Origin of the sequence: Acinetobacter sp. SK-43, assembly GCF_015351505.1 — a bacterium.
Taxonomy (GTDB): Bacteria; Pseudomonadota; Gammaproteobacteria; order Pseudomonadales; family Moraxellaceae; genus Acinetobacter; species Acinetobacter junii.
Map to the genome: position 1 here is coordinate 26,080 of NZ_JADKPY010000043.1, position 23,922 is coordinate 50,001.

The window sequence follows — 23,922 nt, forward strand, 5'->3', positions numbered from 1 at the left end:
GAATTCGTATTTGCTTACTTTTGAAAGATCAAAAGTAACAAAAATCTTTTGTTAGGCTGATGGCACATCCTGAGCAAAACCAAAGTACTGCTTGGGTTGCAGCGCAAGACAGCCTAACGGGCGGCATCCATGCCGCCTAGCTCGATAGCAAATGTTCATTATGCATTGGATTAGAAAAGAATAATCTACGAAGTTTCGTTCTGCTAAAATAAAGTGAAGTTCAATATATGAGAAAAAACATCCAAATTCAGCCTTTAACTCAAGAGAGTTTCTCCGCTTTTGGTGATGTGATTGAAAAAGAAAATCATGATTTTTTTGCGATTAACCAAGGTTTAACTCAGCGCTATCATGCATTATCAGTTGCTCAAATTAGTGGCGATAATACCGCTGTTGGTATGAGTATTTTTCATAATTTATGCGCAACAGGGATTCCGTTTAAAATAGACATGCTTGAACGTCATCCTCACGGTTCACAATCCTTCATTCCATTACAACAACAAAAATTTATCATCATCGTAGCGCTACCTTTGAATCACTTACAACCAGATGAACAGCAAATCTTTGCTTTTTTAAGTAATGGTAAGCAGGGGGTTACCTATCATCAAGGGGCTTGGCATCATCCATTAATTACCTTAGAAGCTAAAAGTGATTTTGTAGTGGTGGATCGTATTGGAGGTGGACAAAATTGTGATGTTCATCCTTTGGTTGTATCACGATGGGTTGTTGAATCATGATTAAGAGAAATGGATTCTGGGTATTTCTAGCGTAATTTTTTATTGATTTTTTTAATTCATCTTTTTTGTTATTCTTAGTGCATTGAAAATATGTATAGAACAACAGAACTATTAATTTTATATGTCTAAAAACCGTTATGTATCTCCTGAAGCACTTGAGCAACAAACTAAACAAAAAAAGCAGAATAAAATATTATTCATTCTTTTATTTATTTTATTTATCCCACCACTAGTTTTATTTCCTGCATATCCTAAAAACCAATGGCAATACGATATTTATCGCTATATTACTGATGAGATGCTTGTTATCATCGGAACAGAAGGTCCATTGCCATTTTTTACTATTCTTTCAAGTGTTTATACTACTTTTATTTTGCTTGTTTTTAGCTGTTACTTTTGTTTTGTATTTTATAAAAAAATTGGAATAAACGATGAATTTCAAGTGTTCTTCTTTAGTAAGTTTTTTCAGATTGAATTTGAGTCTTCCAAAAAGTATCCATTTCTTGAAAAACCTATAATAAAAGAAATTATTGTTTCATTAATCTTTGTAGGTTGTTTCTTTCTTGCACTTTATCATTTTGTTGCTTTTGAAAATATTACATTACATGATGGTAGTCATCGAGGTGCTTTAATTCAATTGAGTTATAATTTTAGAATTGGAGTGTTAATTTGGGAGTCTTGTCTTAATCTACTTTTGATTTTTCCAATATTTTATTTTTTATTTTTGATTATTTATCTAATTAATTACTTTGTTAGAGGGTTAGGCTCAGGAAAAATTATTCTTACTCAGAAGACAGAAGCAAAGCTAAAGAGAAGAGGTAAAAGAAAAAATTAGACTAATTCTGAAAGCTTAAAATTCACATGATTCATGTAACTAAATTTTTAGTGTATATATCTCAAATTATCAATAAATAACGGTTAAATCTTTTTAGATGGCTTAATGTAATTAGAGAAAAGTCTTTTGGCGTATAAGCCTATAACCTCTCCAGAGGATGATATTTATACCAATGTTCCGTAATCTGTTGACGAGTACAAATCCATACCCGATCATGATTTTGCACATAATCCAAAAAGCGCTGTAATGCTTTGAAACGGGCAGGGCGACCTAGAATTCGACAATGCATCCCGATTGATAGCATTTTCGGTGAAGTCGTTCCTTCAGCATACAACACATCAAAAGCATCTTTTAAATACTCAAAAAAATCTTCACTACGATTAAAACCTGTTGGTGAAGCGAACTTCATATCATTCGTATCAAGCGTATATGGAATAATGAGATGTGGACGAGTTTCACCATTCTCTTTCGATAGTGTTGTCCAAAAAGGTAGATCATCTCCATAATAATCACTGTCATATTGAATCTGATCATAATCAGCCAAGAGTTGACGCGTATTGGGGCTATCACGCCCTGTATACCAACCTGTTGGATATTTCCCAAATAAATCTTTTAAAATTTGCATGGCTTCAGCCATATGTGCTTTCTCAGTTTCAATATCTACATTTTGATAATGTATCCAACGTAAACCATGCGAAACAACGTCATAGTGATTTTGTTTGATTGCTTCAACCACTAAAGGATTTCTTTGTAATGCTATCGCAACAGCAAAAATCGTCATAGGTAAATGACGTTTGGCAAACTCTTGATGAATGCGCCAGAAACCAACGCGTGAACCATATTCGTAGATGGAATCCATCGAAAGATGACGAGCAGGATAACTATCAGCCCCACTGATTTCAGAGAGGAACTGCTCTGAACCATCATCACCATGCAAAATGTGTCTTTCTCCACCTTCTTCATAATTCAAGACAAACTGAACGGCTATTTTGGCTTTATTTGGCCACTGAGCATGTGGAGGATGATTGGCATAACCTAGCATATCTCGAGGATAATCATGGGTGACATGGCTAGTTTGATCTATGGGTGTCATGGGTTTGCCTAAGAAGATGGAAATGTGAAACTTCTCATTAAATTACTTGATGAATTGCTTGGGTTTAAAATTATAAAGCAATATAAATCAAATGTTTGTGTTTTTTTATTTTGGTGCGTTAATCGAATTTATTTACTGGATAATCTCAATCATGCGCAATTTTAGTGCTTCCATGTGTTCAATGATTTGATTCATCATAATTTGTGATATTCGTGAGAGTTGCCGTTTTGGTGCAACACACAAGGCAAGGGTAATCGGATGTAGTCCATTTTCGTGAATCGTTCTGAACTCAAATTCACCATTTTCAATAAAAGCATAGGCATCTAGATAACCCATGATACCAATGCCTAGATTATTTCTAAGAAATGACAGCATCATACGAATATCGTTGCATTCAATTTGATGGGGTGGATTAAAATCATGCTTCTTATATAAGGCCATGACATGATCATGAATAATCAACGGTGCTGCAGCGATGATATGGTTGAATTCCAGTGTATCCGAGAAATAGATTTTTTCTTTATTTGCTAAGGGATGTTGTTTGGGAATGACAAAACCGAGTGGCATTTCAATAAAAGCGCTGACTTGCAATTGATGCTGATGTTTTGGATTGAGAATTAAACCAAAATCGAGTTCTGCATTAATTACGAGATCAGCAACATAGTCGCTATCTAACACGCGAATATTGAAATTAATCCAAGGATAATCTTGATGAATGGATTGAATCACATCTGTAACAAAACTTTCACTGAGCGCGGAAATTACGCCAAAATCAATTGAACCACGCTGTAAGCCTTGGATTTCATTCAAGCGTTTTTATGTCATTTGAAAGTCTTTTTGCCAACTTCGTAAATCTGCATATAGCAACTCACCAGCCAAGGTCGGTTTTAAGCCATTCGGCAGACGTTCAAATAGAGCTACACCAAGCTCTTCTTCAGCCAAAACGATCTGACGATGTACCGCTGATACTGAAATAAAAAGCTGATCTGCTGCTTTTCTTAAACTACCTGTTTTGGCGACTGCAATAAAATATTCAGCGAAGCGAGAAAAGGGTAATGCCATTACTTGTACGTTTTATAAAATAAGTATTTATACAAAAGCAATTTTAGTGCCGTTTCTGTTCTAATTTTTAGAATGAATGATCAAATTCATTCTAATAGACGAAAAAAATGTTCTGTTCCACACTGCATTTAAGCCATATAGATCCGTGATCTTTAGTAGAAAGAGAACAAAACATGAATGCAATTCCTTCAATCAATCTTCCAAATAAACCTTGTCACAGTCAGTTTGACGATCAGGATTGGCACATATTGGCTCAACATTGGTATCCCGTAGCACGAGTTGAAGATGTAACGACTAAGCCACAGCAAGTCACGTTGCTTGATCTGAATATGGCAATTTATAAAACTGAGTCAGGCAACATTCATTTAGTTCGTGATATTTGTCCACATCGAGGTGTACCGTTAAGCAAGGGTTGGGTTGAAGGCGAAACGATTATTTGTCCTTATCATGGTTTGCATTTCAATGAGCAAGGTAAATGCACAAAAATTCCTGCGCAGCCTGATTTAACCAAAATTTCTGATCGTTTTTCCTTAACCAAATTTCCAGTAGTTATAAAATATGGTTTGGTATGGACGAGTATTTTAGGCAGAGATGAAAGCTTGGCAAATTTCCCAGTACTGGATACATGGGATACAGAAGAACACCAAGGAATTCTACCTCCATATGTGGACATTGCAGGTTCGAGTGGTCGTCAATTAGAGGGCTTTATTGATGTGGCACATTTTGCTTGGGTGCATCATGAAGCGTTTGCTGACCGTGAAAATCCAGTTGTTCCGAAATATTTAACTGAACGCACCGATTATGGGTTACATACGGAATATGTCAGTAACGTCAGTAATTACCCGCATGGGATGCAACATTTAGCGTCTGATGATTTCCTTTGGGAGCGGATTTTTGATGTTTATCCACCATTCTCAGCTGTATTGACGATTCATTTTCCGAATGATGGTGTGTTAAAGATTTTAAATGCTTGTTGCCCAATCTCACATAACAAAACTCGATTGTTTGTACCACTGACACGTAACTTTGATACCACTGGGGATTTGCAAGCTGTTTATGACTTTAATGCACAAATTTTTGCAGAAGATCAAGAGATGGTAGAGTCTCAAAAACCTGAAGAATTACCTGTAGATATTACAATGGAAGCACATTTTGAAGCGGATCGTTCTTCGACCATGTATCGCCGTATATTGGCAGATTGGGGTTTGAGTAAGCGCTATACAGTTTAGGCTTATACAAGTTTAGAATTTTGAAAAATCAAGCAAATGAAATTCAACATTAATTTAATTTTAGACGTTTAATTGTATAAGCTTGTATATACAAATTGGCGATAAACTATATACAATAGCTCTAAGTATTGTGTATGAGTTTTAGTCAATGTCAAGAACATCCAAGCAAACTGATTTGGATTTATCACTCGGGGAAGACAGTCCTGTACCTTTGTATTTGCGTGTGAAACAAATGATTTCACAGAAAATCTACGAAGGCACATGGACAGTCAATAAAAAGATTCCATCCGAGAGTGAATTAGTCAACTTGCTTGGTTGTAGTCGTATGACAGTTAATCGTGCGTTGCGTGAGTTGACCAGTGAGGGCTTGCTAGTACGCATACAAGGTGTAGGTTCATTTGTTGCAGAAGGACAAGGACGCACAGCTTTATTTCATGTGAATAATATTGCCGAAGAGATTATCGCTCGAAATCATAAACATCGTGCAGAAGTATTGGTGTTGGAACAAATTCAAGCCAACACAGAACAAAGCCTATTAATGCAGGTGCGTGAAGGGCAAAAGCTATTTCATTCGATTATTGTGCATTATGAAAATGACGTGCCTGTACAAATAGAAGATCGTTTAGTTGATCCAGTGCTGATACCAGACTACTTAGCACAAGATTTCACAGCGATTACACCAAATGCATATTTGATGTCAAAAGCACCTGTGACTGAGGGTGAGCATGTGGTTACAGCGATTTTAGCTTCGGCTCAAGAATGTAAATGGTTGAAGATTAATAAGACAGAACCTTGCCTATTGATTCGCCGTCGTACATGGTCAAATAAACAACTGATTTCTAGTGCACGTTTGATTTATCCAGGCAGTCGTTATTATTTAGAAGGTAAATTTACGCAATGATTCAGCATCTAAGCTCAGCAGATTATAAACGCATGTTGTGGAAAAATGGTGCAGGCTATACAATTGAACTTGCTCGGAGTGAAGGGAGTAGCCTTGAGTTATTTGATTGGCGTATTTCCATGGCGGACGTCAAAACGTCTGGTTCGTTTTCCAAATTTGATGGTATGCAACGCTATTTGACGGTTTTGGAAGGTCAAGATATTTTGCTGAATATTGATCATCAAGTGAAGCATTTACAATATCTGGAATCGATAAAGTTCAGTGGAGACAGTCAGGTTAGTTATGAATTGCCCAATGGAAAGATTCGAGACTTTAATCTGATATATGATGCTAAAAAATTTCATGCAGATTATGAATGGATGTTCGAGTCTGCTGCTTCTGAAATAAAGAGTTCTGCTGATTTATTTTTTGTTTTTAATCAAAGTTTAGAACCTTTAGAAATTAAAATAAATGAATCTATTTTCTATCTGGAGCATCAAGAAAGTTTAATCATAAAAGATCGGAATTACTTGAAAAGTATTTCTTTTGGTAAGCAGGATAAAAAACAAGTTTGTGCGATTCGACTCACAAAAATTTAAATAATTAACACTTTTTTGAAACCCATACAATTTTTAGTTGTATGGGTTTTTTATGGTCTTAATAAAAATAAATCAATTTATTTCATGTGTTTAAAATTTATTTTCATAAATGGAATGAAATGCATCTTTTCAAGATAAAAGATTTGTGTAGTATATAGATGTATATACAAGTTAATACATTGCTATACGTTAAAAGCAGTTTAATTTGCGGTTCAAATCTCAAAGGAAGGAGTCCGATTGTGACTACAATGACAACAAAATTTCGTGACGTAGAAATTCGCGCACCACGTGGTACACAACTGAATGCAAAAAGTTGGTTAACTGAAGCGCCGTTACGCATGCTAATGAATAATCTTGACCCTGATGTGGCAGAAAATCCAAAAGAACTCGTTGTATATGGTGGGATCGGTCGTGCTGCACGTAACTGGGAATGCTTTGATAAAATTGTTGAAACTTTAAAAAAACTTAGAAGCGGATGAAACCTTGTTGGTTCAATCAGGTAAACCTGTTGGTGTATTCAAAACCCATAAAGATGCGCCACGTGTTTTGATTGCAAACTCGAATTTAGTTCCACATTGGGCGAATTGGGAACACTTCAATGAGCTAGATGCAAAAGGTTTGGCAATGTACGGTCAAATGACAGCAGGTTCATGGATCTACATTGGTAGCCAAGGCATCGTACAAGGTACATATGAAACTTTTGTCGAAGCGGGTCGTCAACATTATAACGGTGATTTAACAGGTCGTTGGGTACTGACAGCTGGTTTAGGTGGTATGGGCGGAGCTCAACCATTGGCAGCAACATTGGCTGGTGCATGTTCCTTAAATATCGAATGCCAACAAATCAGCATCGATTTCCGTTTGCGCACACGTTATGTTGATGAACAAGCGACTGATTTGGATGATGCATTAGCGCGTATTGAAAAATACACTAAAGAAGGTAAAGCTGTTTCGATTGCATTGCATGGTAATGCAGCAGAAATTTTACCTGAATTAGTTCGTCGTGGTGTACGTCCTGATATGGTTAGTGATCAGACTAGTGCACATGATCCACTTAATGGTTATTTGCCAGTGGGTTGGACATGGGAAGAATACCGTGAGCGTGCTAAAACTGAACCAGAAGTTGTGGTGAAAGCCGCTAAACAATCTATGGCAAAGCATGTTCAAGCGATGCTTGATTTCCAAAAAATGGGTGTGCCAACATTTGACTATGGCAACAACATTCGTCAAATGGCACAAGAAGAAGGTGTTGCGAACGCTTTTGATTTCCCTGGTTTCGTACCTGCTTATATTCGTCCATTGTTCTGTCGTGGTGTTGGTCCATTCCGTTGGGTTGCACTTTCAGGTGATCCAGAAGATATCTATAAAACAGATGCAAAAGTAAAAGAATTAATCCCTGATGATGAACATTTGCATCGTTGGTTGGATATGGCACGTGAACGTATTAGCTTCCAGGGTCTACCAGCGCGTATTTGTTGGGTGGGATTAGGTCTACGTGCCAAACTTGGTTTAGCTTTTAATGAAATGGTTCGCAGTGGTGAGCTTTCTGCTCCGATCGTCATTGGTCGTGACCATTTAGATTCAGGTTCAGTATCAAGTCCGAATCGCGAAACAGAAGCGATGCAAGATGGTTCAGATGCAGTATCTGATTGGCCATTATTAAATGCGCTCTTGAATACAGCAGGTGGTGCAACTTGGGTTTCTTTACATCATGGTGGTGGTGTTGGTATGGGCTTCTCTCAACATTCAGGTGTTGTGATTGTATGTGATGGTACAGATGAAGCGGCAGCACGTATTGCTCGTGTATTAACCAATGATCCTGCAACAGGAGTGATGCGTCACGCTGACGCAGGCTATGACATTGCGATCGAGTGCGCTAAAGAGCAAGGTTTGAACTTGCCTATGATTACACAGTAAACAGACAACAACATTACGATGCTTTTTGCAATTGTGTAAGCAGCATCGTAAGCGAACAATAGAATGCAAAACAGGACGCCAACGATGGAACTTTTAATTCAACCCGGCAAACTTACCTTAGCAGATCTTCGTCATGCCTACCTAAATCCAATTAAAGTCAAACTTGATGACAGTGCATCCGCAGGCATTAATGCCAGTGTTGCATGTGTCGAAAAAATAGTGAATGAAGGCCGTACCGCTTACGGGATCAATACTGGTTTTGGCTTGCTCGCTTCAACTAAAATTGCGCCTGAAGATTTAGAAAAATTACAACGTTCACTAGTACTTTCTCATGCAGCAGGTGTTGGTGAACCATTAGATGATGCGATGGTTCGTTTAATCATGTTGCTCAAAGCAAACAGCTTGGCACGTGGTTTCTCAGGTATTCGCCGTAAAGTGATTGATGCCATTCTTGCGTTGATCAACGCGGAAGTGTATCCACATATCCCACTTAAAGGATCTGTGGGTGCATCTGGAGATTTAGCACCATTAGCACATATGTCTTTAGTGTTATTAGGTGAGGGTAAAGCTCGCCATAAAGGTGAGTGGCTTTCAGCTGTTGATGCATTGAAAGTTGCTGGCTTAGAACCAATTTCCCTAGCGGCTAAAGAAGGCTTGGCGCTGTTAAATGGTACACAAGTTTCAACAGCATATGCACTGCGCGGTTTATTTGAAGCAGAAGATTTATTTGCTGCTGCTACGGTTTGTGGTGGTCTAAGTGTAGAAGCGATGTTGGGTTCACGTGCGCCATTTGATGCTCGTATCCATGAGGTGCGTGGTCAACGTGGTCAAATAGATGTTGCTGCGGCTTATCGTGACTTACTCACTGATTCAAGTGAAATTGCACATTCGCATGAAGATTGCAGCAAAGTTCAAGACCCATATTCATTACGTTGCCAACCGCAAGTGATGGGTGCCTGTTTGACTCAAATCCGTCAGGCAGCGGAAGTATTGGAAATTGAATCAAATGCTGTATCAGATAATCCACTGGTTTTCGCAGCTGAAGGCGATGTGATCTCAGGTGGTAACTTCCATGCTGAGCCTGTGGCGATGGCGGCAGATAATTTGGCACTGGCAATTGCAGAAATCGGTTCACTCTCTGAACGCCGTATTTCGATGATGATGGATCGTCATATGTCACAACTTCCACCATTTTTAGTCGCTAATGGTGGTGTCAATTCTGGATTTATGATCGCTCAAGTGACTGCCGCAGCATTGGCAAGTGACAACAAAGCTTTAGCACATCCTGCAAGTGTAGATAGTTTGCCAACTTCAGCAAACCAAGAAGACCATGTTTCTATGGCACCAAATGCAGGTAAACGCTTGTGGTATATGGCAGATAACGTTCGTGGCATTCTCGCAGTGGAATGGTTAGGTGCATGTCAGGGGCTTGATTTCCGTGAAGGTTTAAAAAGCTCTCCAAAACTTGAACGTACTCGAAAAGTATTGCGCGACCAAGTGCCTTACTACAGTGAAGATCGTTTCTTCGCTCCTGATATTGAACAGGCAAGTGAATTACTCGCTAGTGGCTGTTTGAATGAGCTCATCCTCCCAAATCTTTTGCCTAGTCTATCAAACGCCTAATCATGATAACGGTCACATGGAGTGACCGACTCTAACTATATTTCCTCAAGGATTGGAGATAATAATGTCACAACACTCCACTTTACAGCGGGGATTAAACACCCGTCACATCCGTTTCTTAGCATTAGGTTCAGCGATAGGAACGGGACTTTTTTACGGTTCAGCAACAGCCATTAAAATGGCAGGTCCATCTGTTTTGCTCGCATATATCGTTGCAGGGATCGCAATATATATCGTGATGCGCGCATTAGGAGAGATGGCTGTTCAAAATCCAGTTTCAGGCTCTTTCAGTCACTATGCTTCACATTACATTGGACCACTTGCAGGTTTTACCACAGGTTGGACTTATGTATTTGAAATGATCATTGTTGCGCTGGCTGATGTGACTGCTTTTGGAATCTATATGGGCTTCTGGTATCCAGATGTTCCTCGATGGATTTGGATTCTGTCACTGATCATGTTCTTAGGTGCAATTAACCTCATTCATGTCAAAGTTTTTGGCGAGCTAGAGTTCTGGCTTTCAATCGTAAAAGTGACCGCGATTGTTGCCATGATTTTGGGTGGCTTAGGGCTGATGATTTATGGTTTCAATGCCGATCAAGCAGGTTTCACAACAGGTATTCAAAACTTATGGATTCATGAAGGCTTTATGCCAAATGGTATTGCGGGTTTGATTGCTTGTTTATCTGTAGTTGTATTTGCTTTCGGTGGTATCGAGATTATTGGGATCACTGCGGGTGAATCTAAAGATCCAAAGACCTCTATTCCTAAAGCAATCAACGCTGTTCCTGTACGTATCTTATTGTTTTATGTGCTAACCATTTTTGTTTTGATGTCGATTTTCCCTTGGAATCAAATAGGTAGCCAAGGTAGCCCATTTGTACAAATTTTTGAGAATCTAGGAATCGGATCGGCTGCAACAATTTTGAATATTGTCGTCATCACTGCTGCGGTATCAGCGATTAATAGTGATGTATTTGGTGCTGGACGTATGCTGTTTGGTATGTCGAGTCGTGGACAAGCACCGCAAGTGTTTCAAAAAATCTCTAAAAATGGTGTGCCATGGATGACTGTTGTTGTTATGGCTGGAGTCTTACTTATCGGTGTGCTTCTCAACTATTTAATTCCAGAAAACGTATTCCTTATCATTGCATCAATCGCAACATTTGCAACGGTTTGGGTATGGTTGATGATCTTACTTTCACAAGTTGCGATGCGTCGTAAGATGTCGGAAGAACAGATTAAAGCACTAGATTTCCCTGTGATTGGGTGGCCGTATGCTCCTGCATTTGCGATTGCATTCATGTTGTTTATCTTGGCAATGATGGGTTATTTCCCTGACTCAAGACCTGCATTATATGTCGGTATTACATGGTTGGTTTTACTGTGTATTGCATACAACATTTGGGTTAAACCAAAACAAGATGCGATCAAGGTTGATCAGGATTTACCACAAAATTTCAAAATGGAAAGCTAATAACCTAACTGTTCAAGAGCGTATAGCTTTTGAACAGGGAGAGGATCTAAAATGAAAAAGCTTTGGAAAAACTGTCATATCGCTACTATGCAGGATGGGAAATACAACAGTATTGAACATGCTGCTTTAGTGACATCTGGACATCGCATTCACTGGATTGGTCGTGAAAGTGATATTCCAAATGACAATTATGCTGAAACCATTAATTTAAATGGATCATGGTTAACGCCCGGTTTAATTGATTGTCATACCCATAGCGTATTCGGTGGCAATCGTAGTGTTGAGTTTGAGCAGCGTTTGCAAGGCGTTAGCTATGCTGAGATCGCGGCAAATGGCGGTGGTATTGCCAGTACTGTTCGTGCAACACGTGAAGCGAGCGAAGACGAGTTACTTGCTTCAGCACTAAAACGTATTCGCTGTTTACTCAAAGATGGGGTTACCACCATCGAGATTAAATCAGGATACGGTTTAGACTATCTGAATGAACGTAAAATGTTGCGTGTGATTCGTCAAATTGCAAATATTTTGCCAATGACTGTACGCAGTACATGCTTAGCAGCGCACGCTTTACCTCCTGAATATAAAGATCAAAGTGATGCGTATGTTGATCATATTTGTACAGAAATGTTGCCAAAACTACATCAAGAAGGACTCGTGGATGCGGTCGATGCATTTTGTGAGTATTTAGCATTTTCACCTGCACAAGTTGAACGTATATTTAACACAGCACATGCACTCAATCTCCCAGTTAAATTGCATGCTGAACAACTGTCTTCTCTTGGTGGTTCTAGTCTTGCTGCTCGTTACCACGCATTGTCTGCAGATCATTTGGAATTTATGACTGAAGACGATGTCAAAGCAATGGCGGTTTCAGGAACCGTTGCAGTGTTACTACCCGGTGCATTCTATTTCTTGAGGGAAACACAACTTCCTCCACTAGAGAGTTTGCATAAACATGGTGTTCGTATTGCTTTATCGAGCGACTTAAATCCTGGAACTTCTCCAGCATTGTCATTACGTTTGATGATGAACATGGGAAGTACCTTATTTCGCTTAACACCTGAACAAACATTGGCAGGGGTGACTCTTCATGCTGCACATGCTTTGGGACTACAAGATTCACTTGGCAGTTTAGAAGTAGGCAAAGTTGCTGACTTTATTGCTTGGGAAATTGAACATCCATCTGAGATTGTGTATTGGCTAGGTGGAGATTTGCCTAAACGTATTATTCAGCATGGCAATGAAATTTGTGTGTAGTGCAAACAGTTTTAATTAGCGATATTTGATATGAATCATTCATTTACATGGCAAGGACGACATGATGGCGATGGTGAAGAACATCGACGTATCCATCATGTGGTAAATACCACACAACATGCTTCATTTGCCTTAATTGGTTTTGGTTCGGATGAAGGTGTAAAACGAAATAAAGGTCGTTTAGGCGCAGCGGATGCACCTGATATGATTCGAGCACAATTGGCAAATTTACCTGTACACCAATCTGTATCAATTGTTGATATTGGTACAGTCGTATGTGAGCAAGGTCAACTAGAAAAGGCACAAGCTGAGTTAGCAGATCAAGTTGAACGAAGTTTACAACAGGGAATGAAACCGATTGTTCTAGGTGGTGGTCATGAGGTTGCTTTTGGAAGTTTTTCAGGACTGTTCCAATACATCCAACATCATGAGCCGCAGCAAAAAATTGGAATCATTAATTTTGATGCACACTTTGATTTGCGTGAAGCAGAGCAGGTGACATCAGGTACACCATTTTTAAATGCTGCAAAATTATCAGAACAGAATCAAAAAGAATTTCATTATTTGTGCATCGGTGTCGCGAAGCATTCAAACACGAAAGCTTTGTTTGACACGGCAGATCGCCTGAACTGTCAATATATATACGATCAGCAACTTCAGCTTTCAGAAATTGACCATTTGATATCGAAAATTAACGGTTTTATAGAAAAAATTGACGCGTTATACATTACAGTAGATTTGGATGTATTTAGTGCCAGCATTGCTCCCGGTGTGAGTGCACCTTCGGTCAAAGGAATTGATCTTTCGGTCTTTGATCCATTGTTTCAAGCCATAAAGAAATCTGGAAAAATTCGAGTTTTCGATGTGGCTGAATGCAATCCACGGTTTGATTTGGATAATCGAACAGCCAAATTAGCCGCTTATATTATTTTTAACTACATTTTTGACTGATGGCTTGGCGTGAGCTGACCCATCTATTTTTTTTTATAAGGATAGACAATGTCTAATTTATCTTATATCTCTCAAAATAACGGTCCATGGTCAACTTACCTCGAACAAATCGATCGCGTTGCGCCTTACTTAGAGCATTTAAAAGATTACATCGACACATTGAAGCGCCCTAAACGTGCCTTGATTGTGGATGTGCCGATTGTAATGGATGATGGTACGATCCAGCACTTTGAAGGCTATCGTGTTCAACACAATTTATCACGTGGTCCAGGTAAAGGTGGTATTCGTTTTCATCCAGATGTTGACTTAAATGAAGTGATGGCACTCTCTGCGTGGATGACGATTAAAACTGCAGTTTTAAATCTTCCATTTGGTGGTGCTAAAGGTGGTGTACGTGTTGATCCGCGTAAACTTTCACCTCGTGAGTTAGAACGTTTGACACGTCGTTATACCAGTGAAATTAGTCACATCATTGGACCACAAAAAGATATCCCAGCACCTGATGTAGGTACAAACCCAAATGTCATGGGTTGGATCATGGATACATATTCATCTGGTCAAGGTCATACTGTGACAGGTGTTGTAACAGGTAAACCTGTACATTTAGGTGGTTCATTAGGTCGTATCAAAGCAACGGGTCGTGGTGTGTTTATCACAGGTCAACAAGTTGCTGAGAAGATCAAATTACCTCTAGATGGCGCGAAAATCGCAGTTCAAGGTTTTGGTAACGTAGGTAGTGAAGCTGCGTATTTATTCGCTGAGTCAAAATCTAAAGTCGTAACTATTCAAGACCATACAGGTACGATTTATAATCCAGAAGGTATTAACCTTGAAGAGTTAAAAGTTTATCTTCAAACAAATCAAGGTGTGGGCGGTTTTGCTGGTGCGCAAGCGATCAGTGATGAAGCATTCTGGGATGTGGAAATGGATATTTTGATTCCAGCAGCTTTAGAAGGTCAAATCACAGTTGAACGTGCACAAAAATTAACTGCGAAGTTGGTTTTAGAAGGTGCAAACGGACCAACATATCCTGAAGCTGATGATATTCTAGTTCAACGTGGTATCACGGTTGTCCCAGACGTTATCTGTAATGCGGGTGGTGTAACTGTTTCTTACTTTGAATGGGTTCAAGATATGTCGAGCTACTTCTGGTCAGAAGAAGAGATCAACGAACGTCTTGATAAGCTGATGATTCAAGCAATCCATGATGTTTGGAATACTGCCAACGAGAAAGTATGTACGCTAAGAACCGCAGCATTTATTCTTGGTTGTGAGCGTATCTTAAAAGCACGTAAAGAGCGTGGTATTTTCCCAGGTTAATACGGGTGAAATAACAATAAGCGACCTTAAGACCATAGTTTTAAGGTCGCTTTTGTCTTAGAAGTTAATCTAAAAAGAAATCTTTTTGTAATTCTGTCTTTCCTTCAATACAAGCATAGCCGCCTAGTTCAGTGATCCCAATTCTTGCAAGCGCTTGCTCATCAGTTAAACTTTGTCCTGTGAGTTCACCACGATTAGTTGTATAAATTGCATAAGCTGCATCTGCCATAATTTCGGGTTTGCGACTTAGTTGTAGGGTATTTTCTTCTCCCAAATTTTTTGAAACCGCAGCAGTCGCGATATAAGTTTCTGGCCACAAGGTATTACAAGAAATTCCATATTGCCGAAACTCTTCCGCCATACCTAGCGTGAGGATAGTCATTCCATATTTAGATAATGCATAGGGAGAAAGCATTCCTAACCATTTCGGTGACATATTGACTGGTGGAGACAAACTCAAAATATGTGGGTTTGAAGATTTTTTTAAGTAGGGCAATGCTGTTTGAGCACAGATAAATGTGGCTCTGTGATTAATGGTCTGGATCAAGTCATATTGTTTTAGTGAAGTTGACTCAACACCCGTGAGAGCGATTGCGCCTGCATTATTGATGAGCACATCTAATCCGCCGAAGGTTTCAACTGTTTGTTTGATAGCAGAATGAATTTGTTGCTCATCTCGTACATCCAAAATGAGAGGAAGTGCCTTGCCACCCGCAGCATTAATTTCCTCTGCAACGCTGTATATCGTGCCTGATAATTTAGGTGTTTCGACAGCAGTCTTCGCAGCAATCACGACATTCGCACCTGCTTGGGCAGCCTTTATTGCAATTGATCGACCAATACCACGACTTCCACCAGTGATAAAAACAGTTCTTCCTTGCATAGTTTTCATTGTAATTTCCTATTTCTAATTCATGCTAAAAATTAAGTTAAAGAATAAAAGGATGTGAAAATTTTTCAGGATTATACAACTGTCGTTGTTTGGCAATTTCTACAATTCGATGGCGCAATTGACGTTTAATTACGGCATAGGTCAGGCGATGTTTCTGTGACATATCTTCTGCAAATCGTAAAGTTTCAGTCTGTAAGGATTCAACAGAATGTATCTGGCTCACTACTTGAGCTTGTAAACATTCAATGCCTGTCATCGATTTGCCTGTTAACGACATTTCCCAAGTTGCATATTGATTTGGTAGCAGTTGCACAATCTCTGCAATGATATCGGTAAAAGGAATGGTAAGTTTTATTTCAGGAAAACAGAATCGACCTTTATCTGACCGCATAAATCTAAAGTCACAAGCTGATGCTAAGATCGCACCGCCTGCATAAGCATTGCCATTGATTTCTGCAATGACAGGGAGATTCAATAATGCTAAGCGAAGTAACATATCTTCTAGTTGAGTAGTAAATGCTTTTTTATCTTCGATAGATTGTTGCATCAACCATGCAAGGTCTAATCCATTACAAAACGTTTTGTGATGATCACTTCGAATAATCAGGCTCGCGTTATTTTTATCGTTTTCAATTTCATCAAAAACCGAAATATATTCATCTAAAACGTCTTTGTTGAGCGCATTTTCCTGATCGCCGTTGATTAATGTCAGCACATAAATGGATTGTTGTTTATCGAGATGTAGGCTTGCCATTTAAGCAATTCCTCTAAGTTTATTCATTTATCTATGACTGATTATTCAGAATAAACTGCTCGCCCAATAGGGTAGACTATGCCATATTAATGATCATTTTAGGACATTGGATGTGCTATGCGTGATCCTTTTGGGCTGTTTCAAGAAAACATTTCTGTTTCTTATGCTCATGTATTATTAGAAATTACTGAAGCATATGGCATCGAGAATCAAACTGTTTTATATAATACTGGGTTGGTTCTATCAGCTATGAAACATGCTGATGCCAAAATGAGTGCTCATCAGTGGTCTAAGCTGGTGGTGAATGCATTACAACTCACAGGTAATCATCGCTTGGGTATTGAGTATGGACTCAAACTTCGTCCTACTTCACATGGGGCATTGGGCTTTGCATTTTTAAGTTGTGCTGATGTTGAAACTGCTTTGACACTCTGTCAGCAATATTTCTGTACTCGGATTCAAAATTTCACACCTGAGTGGACTGTTGATCAGGATTTTGTGTATGTCTATTTAGATGATGTACATCCTGTTAGATTTGGTGATGAGCAACAATCAGCGCAATTACGATCTTTTCTAGTTGAATGTTTGATCTTTGGAGCAATTCATTTTTTAAGTTTATTTTCAAAAGAGCTGATTGAGCAGAGTGAAGTCTTTCTTGATTGGGAAGAAAGCAATGATTACCAGTGTATTGAGCTTTCAAAAGTTAAGATACATTTTAGTCAAAAAAGAAATGGGCTTCGTTTTCCTAAATTCTTCCTTAACTGCAAAAATAAAAATGCTGATCAAGTTTCTTTTCAGCAGGCACTTTTGTATTGTGAAAATGATAAATGGCGGTTAGTTAAAGAAAATATAAGGGATTTACAGAAAAGTATTCGCTCAGAATTATTGTATAACTCAAGCAATGGTTATCCCACATTGCCCATGATTGCTGTACGTTTGAATATGTCTGAACGAACTCTAAAAAGACATTTACAGGCGCAAGGGACGACTTTCTTACAGATTCTAGCTGATGTGCGATTTACGGAGGCTAAAAAAATGCTGCAACACAAACAATATAGCATCCAAGATATTGCAAGTATTGTTGGTTATGAAGAAGCGACCAATTTTATCCGTGCTTTTAAAAAGACCTTTGGAGAAACACCAAGCCAATATCGAAAGCGTAGCGTAGCCAAATCTAGTTAAATTGAGATTTCTTTCTCAATAGCTAGAATAAATTGATCCACGGCATGTTGAATTTTTTCAGTCCATTCAAAAGAACAATTCATTCGAATAAAGTGTTGATGTGAAGGCAATACATTAAATAGCGGACTGGGTGCTATACCAATCTGTTGTTGAATCAGTTGTTCATAGATTTGCATGCTGCTGACTTTTTCAGGCAATTGAATCCAAAGAAAATAACCACTTGGATAGTTATATACCTTGCAGTTTTCTGGTAAATGTTGTTTTAGATATTGGAAAAATTGTTTTTTATTCTTTTCTAATGAGCGTCTAAGCGTTCTTAAATGCTTTTCGTAATGATGATGGGCTAAAAATTCAACTAGGGCATTTTGGATGAGTGCATTTGCAGAAATCGTGCTCATCAGTTGTAAATGTTGGATGTGCTCTGAGAATTTACCCGCATAGACCCAGCCCATACGAAAACCAGAACCTAAAGTTTTCGAGAAAGAAGAGCAGTGCAATACCAAATTTTGTTGATCAAAATACTTCATTGGAAGTGGTTTCTGACTGCCATAAAACAATTCTTCATAGACATCATCTTCAATTAAATGAATTTGATGTTCGTGCAAAAGTTGAGCAATTTTAAATTTGATTTCATCGCTGACTGTAAAGCCTATTGGATTGTGTGCATTGAGCATAAACCAGCAGACTTTGATTGGATACGTCTTAATTACTTGTTCAAAAGCTTCAATATCAAAACCATGCTGTGGATGTTCAGGAAGTGTAATGACTTTCAATCCTAAACGTTCGGCTGCCTGCCAAGCGCCATAAAAAATGGTTTGCTGCAATAAAATATAATCACCGGGTTGTGTGATCGCTTGCAAAGACAGATTGAGTGCTTCCAACCCTCCAGAGGTGATAACAATATCATCCGCATCGGTTGGAATACCTTGCATACAATAACGTTGGGCGATCAGTTTCCGAAGTTCCAAATTCCCAGGTGGAAGATTGGTGGTTTGGTCGTAACTATGTCGGTTACGGGAGAGTTGTCCCATGATTTGAATCAGCTTGGGTGGATAGAGCAACTGACTATCAGGAAATGCCGAACCTAGCGGACTGACATGTTTAGATTGGATCGATTTTAGATATTTAAATACCAGAGAGTTAATTTCAATTTTGGGATTCAATGCAACAATTGAGTGTGTTTGTGGAATTTGGGTCGATACTTGCTCAGCAACAAAATAACCAGATTTTTCTTTTGAATAAATTAATCCTTGTGCCTCTAATTCTTGGTAAGCATTCATCACAGTGATCAAGCTAAAACCTGAACGTTGTACTTGCTCACGTAGAGATGGAAGTCTGCTATGTGCCTTCCAAGTGCCATTTTCGATCAGTAATTTTAGATTGTGCGCTAACTGTTCAGACTTATACATGAAGTTTGCAGCCCTAATTATATCTGCTTTTATTTTAAAGAAAATCTATCAGGATTTTATAACAGATTTAGTCCAATTGAATCATCTGTTATATTTTTTTAAGCATGCTCTGTAGCTATTCAATACTTGAAGTAACGCTCAAAATAACACCATGAACGATTAAAACTCCAAACACAAAATTTGAGTTTATTGGGTTCTAAAGAATGTTTCGATTTGACAGGGCGTATTCGATGTTTGTGACCAAAGAACTTAATGCGATGACAGCAGTTTTTGAAGACAGTATGCCTTCATCACTGATTAAGGAAGAATTACAACTTGAATATGTGAATCTTGAAGCGACTTTATTAAGAGCAAAAGTCTTAAGAAATTTTGCTAAAGAGAAAGTGACTTACATTGTGCAAACTCAAATTTATGAGAATGACCAAAATCTAGCATATTTATTTGCGCCGTTTGTGCTTGCCAATATAAATCAGCCTGTGATTTATACCACGCTCAATTCATCTTCGATTTTAAAGATATTAAATCAATATTATCAGGCAGAAACAAGAGTGAAGTTGAATGTCATAGATTTGCTGCAAAGTCTGAAAGTTTATGTAGATGTTGTCGATCAACCCAAAAACCAAGAAGACTTTCTATTTAGAAACTTGGTTAAAGCACTCTGTCGATCAGATATTTCGCAAATTTTTTTGATCACATCATCAGCGATGAATCATCACCAACTTCAACAGTTGCAGGATTTCTTAAGCGTAAAGATTAGTGTCATTCAGACAGTTTGTGAAGAAAGTATTGTAAAGGATGAAATGTTAAATACTCGGAAATTGTTGTTTAAAAACAAAGATGATTTCCATCGAAATATTTGTACATTGTTTTCATCTTTAAACGCAAAACTTATTGCACAAATAAGTCAACTTAGTGAAGTACAGGCAGCTCATTTGATTGAAGACATGTTTTATTCGGAACATATTTTTGAAAAATTATCAGTCTATGCCGAATACATGCAGACCCATATCCAAAATGGATCAAGTTATAAAACTTTATCTATAATTTAAAGATTTTAGAACTGAATATTTGTATTTGAATAGGAGTAGACAATATGTCTCAGCAACAATCAAAGTTTCCATACTTAACAGTTGGTATCAGTATTTTACTTGGTTGCTTATTTTTAGTTTTCTTCTTCCTTGCGGTCAGTAACCAACCAGATTATATGCCGTCACAACAGAAGCAGAATATTCAAAAGATTCAACCAGCACATTCATCAACTGAATAAACTTAGAATGCTAAATCACTTATATTTTCTCAAGCTTACTGTTGACATTGTGTCCAACAGTAAGCTTTTTTTAGACGAATTATGAATATCGGCGAGGAGACTTGCCTGTCCATCTTTTGAATGCGCGCGAGAAATTAGTGATGTTGGTATAGCCTAAATGATCTGAAAGGTAGTTTAAGGTTAGATTATGATTTCTTAACAGCATGATTGCTTTGTTGCAGCGGACTTGCTCCACAATATCTCTAAAGTTCGTTTGTTCATCTGCGAGTTTTCTTTGCATGGTACGTTCTTAAATTTGAAGTTTCTCACAGATCTCCGTGGTTGAGCTGATTCCTAAGACTTCATCGTAAACCAAGTCTTGAACAAGACTGCTAAAGGTTTAGTGTTTAATTAAATTGCGTAATTGAGTTTTGCATTGTTCTCGCATTAGACGAGCAGTGATTGGATCAGCAGTTGGTAGTGGAATCTCTAAAATTTGTTTGTTAAAAACCAGTCGGGTTGAAGATTGATTAAATCGAACCTCTCCTGGCAACAAGTGTAAGAGTTCTTCAAAATAGACTGGACGCTCAAATTGCACATCAGCAAAACCTGTTAGTTTATGACCTGATATTGCTTGCCCCATTTGTACGAAACCAAGTAATAAAGCAGTTTGAATCACCTCATCGTATTGATATGGTGTGGTTTGTTCAAAATATAGATACGCAAACTCATCATCAGTGTTTAATTTAATTTTATGTATGGTTGACTGTAGCGCAATAAACTCTTGAGCTATTTTTAAGGCATCATGTACATCTTGAGCTGCCAGTGCTGCAAAACCGATTAGTCCATGGCAAGTCACAGTCATCTGCATACCTAAATAAAAACCAAAAGCAAATTCTGAACTATTGTCACAAGTTTTTTCTAGGAAAAATAGCAGTTTCTTGGTTAGAGGGTGAAAAGTGATGGCGCATTTAGATACAGTTCAAAAACAAAGCAGTAGAAAACCACTTGGCGCTCAGGTCAATATTCCACCACGACGTATGGATTTTGATTTTTCTAAGGCACCGATCAATGGCTATGCCAATGATGCTTATATGACAACTTTTTGGGCTGCATTTTCTGCACTATTTCCAAAAGAAGAATCTTTTTTCGTTGAGTCAGTGCGACATTATCGCAACCAAGTACAAGGTGATATTTTAAAAGCTCAAATTGCAGGGTTTATTGGTCAAGAGGCTATGCATAGTAAAGAGCATGTTTCATTTAATAAGTTCTTTGCTGCATAAGGCTATCCAATGGATCATTTGGACCGAGATGTAGGAAATTTATTGTCCTTAATATAAGAATACGCTCCACATCGACTGCAAATAGCGATCACCGTTTGTTTAGAGCATTACACGGCTATCATTGCTGAGTATTGTTTGAAAGCTGATCATATGCATCGCTTGGCTGATTCAGAAATTTTAAAAATATGGTTGTGGCATGCCTTAGAAGAAAATGAACACAAAACAGTGGCTTTTGATGTGTATCAACAAATTGGAGGGCACTATCTTGAGCGCAGCCTAATGATGATTCCAACGACCTTCACTTTGGCATTCATGTTCTTGTGGTTTCATGGACGTTTATTGGCTCATGACAAACGATTATTTTCGATTACCAAAAATTGGCGTGGTATTAAGCATTTTTGGGGACGTGGCGGTATGTTTCAGGGAATCGTTCCACAATTATTAGATTTCTTTAAACCTAATTTTCATCCAAGTCAGCATGACACTGATCAGTTGTTGAATGAGTGGAGAGAAAAGTTATTTGGTGAGTACGGAATTTTAAAAAATGAAATGAATTCCGCAAACAATAAAAAGTTAATGAATTAACTGAAATTCAATAGGAAATAAAATGAGAAAAGGATTTCTATTGATTGCCTTGATGTTGGGCTTTCAATCAGTACAAGCAAAAATAGATATTTGTGTGTTTGATTTGCAGGGTAAAGCAGGAGAATCATATAAAACCGTCGAGGAGTGGGCATTGGCAGCCAAAGCTTGGAAAGTGGATATGAATCTCATCCCTTATCAAGATGAAGCCAAAGCGCAAAATGATTTTGATGCTGGGAAATGTGATGGAGTTTCCATGACCTCCATGCGAGCACGTAAATATAATAAATTCGCAGGTTCAATCGATGCGCTGGGTGCCGTACCGAATAATTCGATTGCCAAAAAAGCAATTACTTATGTACTTGATCCTCGTAATAAAAATCGCCTAGTTACAGAAATGGATGGCGATAAGTATGAGGTTGCGGTGATTGTCCAAATTGGACTAGCTTATGTTTTTGTACGGGATAAAAAATATTGATACGATCGAAAAGGGTAAAGGGAAAAAGTTTGCTTACTTACATTATGATCAAGCACAAAAGATGATTGTAGAGCGTTTGCAATTGGTTGGTGTGCCATCTGAAATTTCAGACTTTGCAAAAAAGTTTAATCAAAATCAAGTCGATGTGATTGCTGCACCTGCTTATGCATATAAACCTTTAGAAATTGAAAAAGGTATTAGTGCAAATGGGGCGATGTTTAACTTCCCCGTGGTCAATTTAACGGGTGATATTATTATTCGACCGAACAAATTTCCTCAAGGCTTTGGGCTCAAATCACGAGCTTGGGCAACTCAACAGTTGAATAAGAATTTTACGAATATTGCTCGTTTGGAGTCGGAAATACCGACAAAATATAAACGTAGCTTATCAGCTGATGATAAACGCCGTTATCAGCAAATGTTGCGCGATGGACGCATCGAACTGACTAAATTAGGCGTATATGACCGTACGATGATGAGTGTACTAAAGCGTGCCCGTTGTACGGTGGAACGTACAAATTTTGAATGTTCTTTGAGTGGGGAATAATTACAACTACTAATTATTCATGTGGTAGCTGATAGTCTCTAGAGGATTCAAGAATAATAAGAATTTTTGAATCTACTTTAAAAAAAGCCTACAGAAAGTAGGCTTTTCTATGCATAAATTAGAATAAAACAAACTGAATCCGACAAATCATAAATAGAAAAGAATCTCAATTCGTGATAATTCTATCTCCAATATACAAAAAAAAGCTCAAATGAGGGCAAAATGGATAATTCAGAACAAAACATCCACAAGCAAGAAAATCAAGGTTATGCGCGTATAGAGCCATATACTCAACCCGCGGGAGGTTGGGGTGCATTGCTTAGCGTTGCACGTAACCTAAAACGTCAAGATGTTCTAAAAAAAGGTTCAATCACACTATTAAACATTAATCAGCCGACAGGCTTTGATTGTCCAGGTTGTGCATGGCCTGAAAAAAAAGATACTCATGCCTTTAACTTTTGTGAAAATGGTGCAAAGGCTGTTGCTTTTGAGGCAACTAGTAAAACAGTGACACCAGAATTTTTTGCAAAACATACTGTGAGTTGGTTATCTGAGCAGAGTGATTTTTATTT

At 38.2% G+C, this 23,922-nt stretch carries 17 protein-coding genes and 6 pseudogenes; 17 read left to right on the forward strand and 6 right to left on the reverse strand.

The window, feature by feature from the left end; all coding sequences use genetic code 11:
• Nucleotides 1-227 precede the first annotated feature (227 nt).
• On the forward strand, nucleotides 228-734 hold the full coding sequence (locus tag IRT38_RS09360) for an ureidoglycolate lyase (RefSeq protein ID WP_194597525.1): 507 nt from the start codon (nucleotides 228-230) through the stop codon (nucleotides 732-734).
• Between the two features lie 121 nt (nucleotides 735-855).
• Nucleotides 856-1,569 carry a hypothetical protein gene (locus IRT38_RS09365; RefSeq protein WP_194597526.1) on the forward strand — a complete coding sequence of 238 codons (714 nt, stop codon included), beginning with the start codon at nucleotides 856-858 and terminating at the stop codon, nucleotides 1,567-1,569.
• A 139-nt stretch (nucleotides 1,570-1,708) separates the two neighbouring features.
• Here IRT38_RS09365 and puuE read toward each other — a convergent pair whose 3' ends face one another.
• Together puuE and IRT38_RS09375 are read right to left on the reverse strand one after the other, a co-directional pair.
• Nucleotides 1,709-2,662 (reverse strand): allantoinase PuuE, encoded by a 954-nt coding sequence (gene puuE / locus IRT38_RS09370; protein WP_194597527.1) that lies wholly within the window; start codon nucleotides 2,660-2,662, stop codon nucleotides 1,709-1,711.
• A gap of 132 nt (nucleotides 2,663-2,794) precedes the next feature.
• Nucleotides 2,795-3,724 (reverse strand): annotated as a pseudogene (locus IRT38_RS09375) (LysR family transcriptional regulator).
• 173 nt (nucleotides 3,725-3,897) lie between these two features.
• On the opposite strand from IRT38_RS09375, the gene IRT38_RS09380 reads away from it, so the two are divergent.
• The 9 genes and pseudogenes from IRT38_RS09380 to IRT38_RS09420 all read left to right on the forward strand — a co-directional run bounded on the left by IRT38_RS09380 (nucleotide 3,898) and on the right by IRT38_RS09420 (nucleotide 14,977).
• Nucleotides 3,898-4,953 (forward strand): aromatic ring-hydroxylating oxygenase subunit alpha, encoded by a 1,056-nt coding sequence (locus IRT38_RS09380; RefSeq protein ID WP_194597528.1) that lies wholly within the window; start codon nucleotides 3,898-3,900, stop codon nucleotides 4,951-4,953.
• A gap of 148 nt (nucleotides 4,954-5,101) precedes the next feature.
• Nucleotides 5,102-5,854 carry a histidine utilization repressor gene (gene hutC, locus IRT38_RS09385; protein ID WP_194597529.1) on the forward strand — a complete coding sequence of 251 codons (753 nt, stop codon included), beginning with the start codon at nucleotides 5,102-5,104 and terminating at the stop codon, nucleotides 5,852-5,854.
• Entirely contained in the window at nucleotides 5,851-6,432 is a 582-nt protein-coding gene (locus tag IRT38_RS09390; protein ID WP_194597530.1) for a HutD family protein, read from the forward strand. The genes hutC and IRT38_RS09390 overlap by 4 nt, the downstream gene beginning before the upstream one ends.
• Nucleotides 6,433-6,680: 248 nt before the next feature.
• Nucleotides 6,681-8,349: pseudogene (gene hutU / locus IRT38_RS09395) on the forward strand (urocanate hydratase).
• Nucleotides 8,350-8,433: 84 nt separating this feature from the next.
• Complete coding sequence (gene hutH, locus IRT38_RS09400; RefSeq protein ID WP_194597531.1) at nucleotides 8,434-9,972, forward strand: histidine ammonia-lyase; 1,539 nt, start codon at nucleotides 8,434-8,436, stop codon at nucleotides 9,970-9,972.
• Nucleotides 9,973-10,036: 64 nt separating this feature from the next.
• The gene (locus IRT38_RS09405; protein WP_194597532.1) at nucleotides 10,037-11,449 is read left to right on the forward strand and encodes an amino acid permease; all 1,413 of its coding nucleotides are present in this window, start codon (nucleotides 10,037-10,039) and stop codon (nucleotides 11,447-11,449) included.
• A gap of 51 nt (nucleotides 11,450-11,500) precedes the next feature.
• Entirely contained in the window at nucleotides 11,501-12,706 is a 1,206-nt protein-coding gene (gene hutI / locus IRT38_RS09410; protein WP_194597533.1) for an imidazolonepropionase, read from the forward strand.
• 30 nt (nucleotides 12,707-12,736) lie between these two features.
• A complete protein-coding gene (hutG, locus tag IRT38_RS09415) occupies nucleotides 12,737-13,657 on the forward strand; it encodes a formimidoylglutamase (protein ID WP_194597534.1) in 921 nt (306 codons plus the stop codon).
• Between the two features lie 48 nt (nucleotides 13,658-13,705).
• Nucleotides 13,706-14,977 carry a Glu/Leu/Phe/Val family dehydrogenase gene (locus tag IRT38_RS09420; protein WP_004959222.1) on the forward strand — a complete coding sequence of 424 codons (1,272 nt, stop codon included), beginning with the start codon at nucleotides 13,706-13,708 and terminating at the stop codon, nucleotides 14,975-14,977.
• Between the two features lie 64 nt (nucleotides 14,978-15,041).
• Here the strand turns inward: IRT38_RS09420 and IRT38_RS09425 are convergent, their stop codons facing one another.
• Both IRT38_RS09425 and IRT38_RS09430 read right to left on the reverse strand, forming a co-directional pair.
• On the reverse strand, nucleotides 15,042-15,869 hold the full coding sequence (locus IRT38_RS09425) for an SDR family oxidoreductase (protein ID WP_194597535.1): 828 nt from the start codon (nucleotides 15,867-15,869) through the stop codon (nucleotides 15,042-15,044).
• A gap of 37 nt (nucleotides 15,870-15,906) precedes the next feature.
• The gene (locus IRT38_RS09430; protein ID WP_194597536.1) at nucleotides 15,907-16,623 is read right to left on the reverse strand and encodes an enoyl-CoA hydratase/isomerase family protein; all 717 of its coding nucleotides are present in this window, start codon (nucleotides 16,621-16,623) and stop codon (nucleotides 15,907-15,909) included.
• Nucleotides 16,624-16,740: 117 nt separating this feature from the next.
• Between IRT38_RS09430 and IRT38_RS09435 the strand changes: the two genes are divergently transcribed.
• The gene (locus tag IRT38_RS09435; protein WP_194597537.1) at nucleotides 16,741-17,805 is read left to right on the forward strand and encodes an AraC family transcriptional regulator; all 1,065 of its coding nucleotides are present in this window, start codon (nucleotides 16,741-16,743) and stop codon (nucleotides 17,803-17,805) included.
• Here the strand turns inward: IRT38_RS09435 and IRT38_RS09440 are convergent.
• A complete protein-coding gene (locus IRT38_RS09440; protein WP_194597538.1) occupies nucleotides 17,802-19,214 on the reverse strand; it encodes a PLP-dependent aminotransferase family protein in 1,413 nt (470 codons plus the stop codon). The genes IRT38_RS09435 and IRT38_RS09440 overlap by 4 nt on opposite strands.
• Nucleotides 19,215-19,444: 230 nt before the next feature.
• On the opposite strand from IRT38_RS09440, the gene IRT38_RS09445 reads away from it, so the two are divergent.
• Both IRT38_RS09445 and IRT38_RS09450 read left to right on the forward strand, forming a co-directional pair.
• A complete protein-coding gene (locus tag IRT38_RS09445) occupies nucleotides 19,445-20,263 on the forward strand; it encodes a hypothetical protein (RefSeq protein WP_194597539.1) in 819 nt (272 codons plus the stop codon).
• A gap of 44 nt (nucleotides 20,264-20,307) precedes the next feature.
• A complete protein-coding gene (locus IRT38_RS09450) occupies nucleotides 20,308-20,481 on the forward strand; it encodes a cbb3-type cytochrome oxidase assembly protein (protein WP_146751479.1) in 174 nt (57 codons plus the stop codon).
• Nucleotides 20,482-20,560: 79 nt separating this feature from the next.
• Here IRT38_RS09450 and IRT38_RS09455 read toward each other — a convergent pair.
• Nucleotides 20,561-21,397: pseudogene (locus IRT38_RS09455) on the reverse strand (helix-turn-helix domain-containing protein).
• A gap of 103 nt (nucleotides 21,398-21,500) precedes the next feature.
• Between IRT38_RS09455 and IRT38_RS09460 the strand changes: the two are divergent.
• The 3 pseudogenes from IRT38_RS09460 to IRT38_RS09470 form a co-directional block, all read left to right on the forward strand.
• Nucleotides 21,501-22,328: pseudogene (locus IRT38_RS09460) on the forward strand (metal-dependent hydrolase).
• Between the two features lie 22 nt (nucleotides 22,329-22,350).
• Nucleotides 22,351-23,350: pseudogene (locus IRT38_RS09465) on the forward strand (putative solute-binding protein).
• 222 nt (nucleotides 23,351-23,572) lie between these two features.
• Nucleotides 23,573-23,922: pseudogene (locus tag IRT38_RS09470) on the forward strand (CbbBc protein); the annotation flags it as partial.

Bases quoted from the DNA above. Each gene is read 5' to 3' on its own strand.
- IRT38_RS09360 (WP_194597525.1), top strand. From the start codon at position 228: ATGAGAAAAAACATCCAAATTCAGCCTTTAACTCAAGAGAGTTTCTCC.
- IRT38_RS09425 (WP_194597535.1), bottom strand. From the start codon at position 15,869: ATGAAAACTATGCAAGGAAGAACTGTTTTTATCACTGGTGGAAGTCGT.
- IRT38_RS09365 (WP_194597526.1), top strand. From the start codon at position 856: ATGTCTAAAAACCGTTATGTATCTCCTGAAGCACTTGAGCAACAAACT.
- hutC (WP_194597529.1), top strand. From the start codon at position 5,102: ATGTCAAGAACATCCAAGCAAACTGATTTGGATTTATCACTCGGGGAA.
- IRT38_RS09390 (WP_194597530.1), top strand. From the start codon at position 5,851: ATGATTCAGCATCTAAGCTCAGCAGATTATAAACGCATGTTGTGGAAA.
- IRT38_RS09445 (WP_194597539.1), top strand. From the start codon at position 19,445: ATGTTTGTGACCAAAGAACTTAATGCGATGACAGCAGTTTTTGAAGAC.
- IRT38_RS09420 (WP_004959222.1), top strand. From the start codon at position 13,706: ATGTCTAATTTATCTTATATCTCTCAAAATAACGGTCCATGGTCAACT.
- hutG (WP_194597534.1), top strand. From the start codon at position 12,737: ATGAATCATTCATTTACATGGCAAGGACGACATGATGGCGATGGTGAA.
- hutI (WP_194597533.1), top strand. From the start codon at position 11,501: ATGAAAAAGCTTTGGAAAAACTGTCATATCGCTACTATGCAGGATGGG.
- IRT38_RS09405 (WP_194597532.1), top strand. From the start codon at position 10,037: ATGTCACAACACTCCACTTTACAGCGGGGATTAAACACCCGTCACATC.
- IRT38_RS09440 (WP_194597538.1), bottom strand. From the start codon at position 19,214: ATGTATAAGTCTGAACAGTTAGCGCACAATCTAAAATTACTGATCGAA.
- IRT38_RS09435 (WP_194597537.1), top strand. From the start codon at position 16,741: ATGCGTGATCCTTTTGGGCTGTTTCAAGAAAACATTTCTGTTTCTTAT.
- IRT38_RS09380 (WP_194597528.1), top strand. From the start codon at position 3,898: ATGAATGCAATTCCTTCAATCAATCTTCCAAATAAACCTTGTCACAGT.
- hutH (WP_194597531.1), top strand. From the start codon at position 8,434: ATGGAACTTTTAATTCAACCCGGCAAACTTACCTTAGCAGATCTTCGT.
- IRT38_RS09430 (WP_194597536.1), bottom strand. From the start codon at position 16,623: ATGGCAAGCCTACATCTCGATAAACAACAATCCATTTATGTGCTGACA.
- IRT38_RS09450 (WP_146751479.1), top strand. From the start codon at position 20,308: ATGTCTCAGCAACAATCAAAGTTTCCATACTTAACAGTTGGTATCAGT.
- puuE (WP_194597527.1), bottom strand. From the start codon at position 2,662: ATGACACCCATAGATCAAACTAGCCATGTCACCCATGATTATCCTCGA.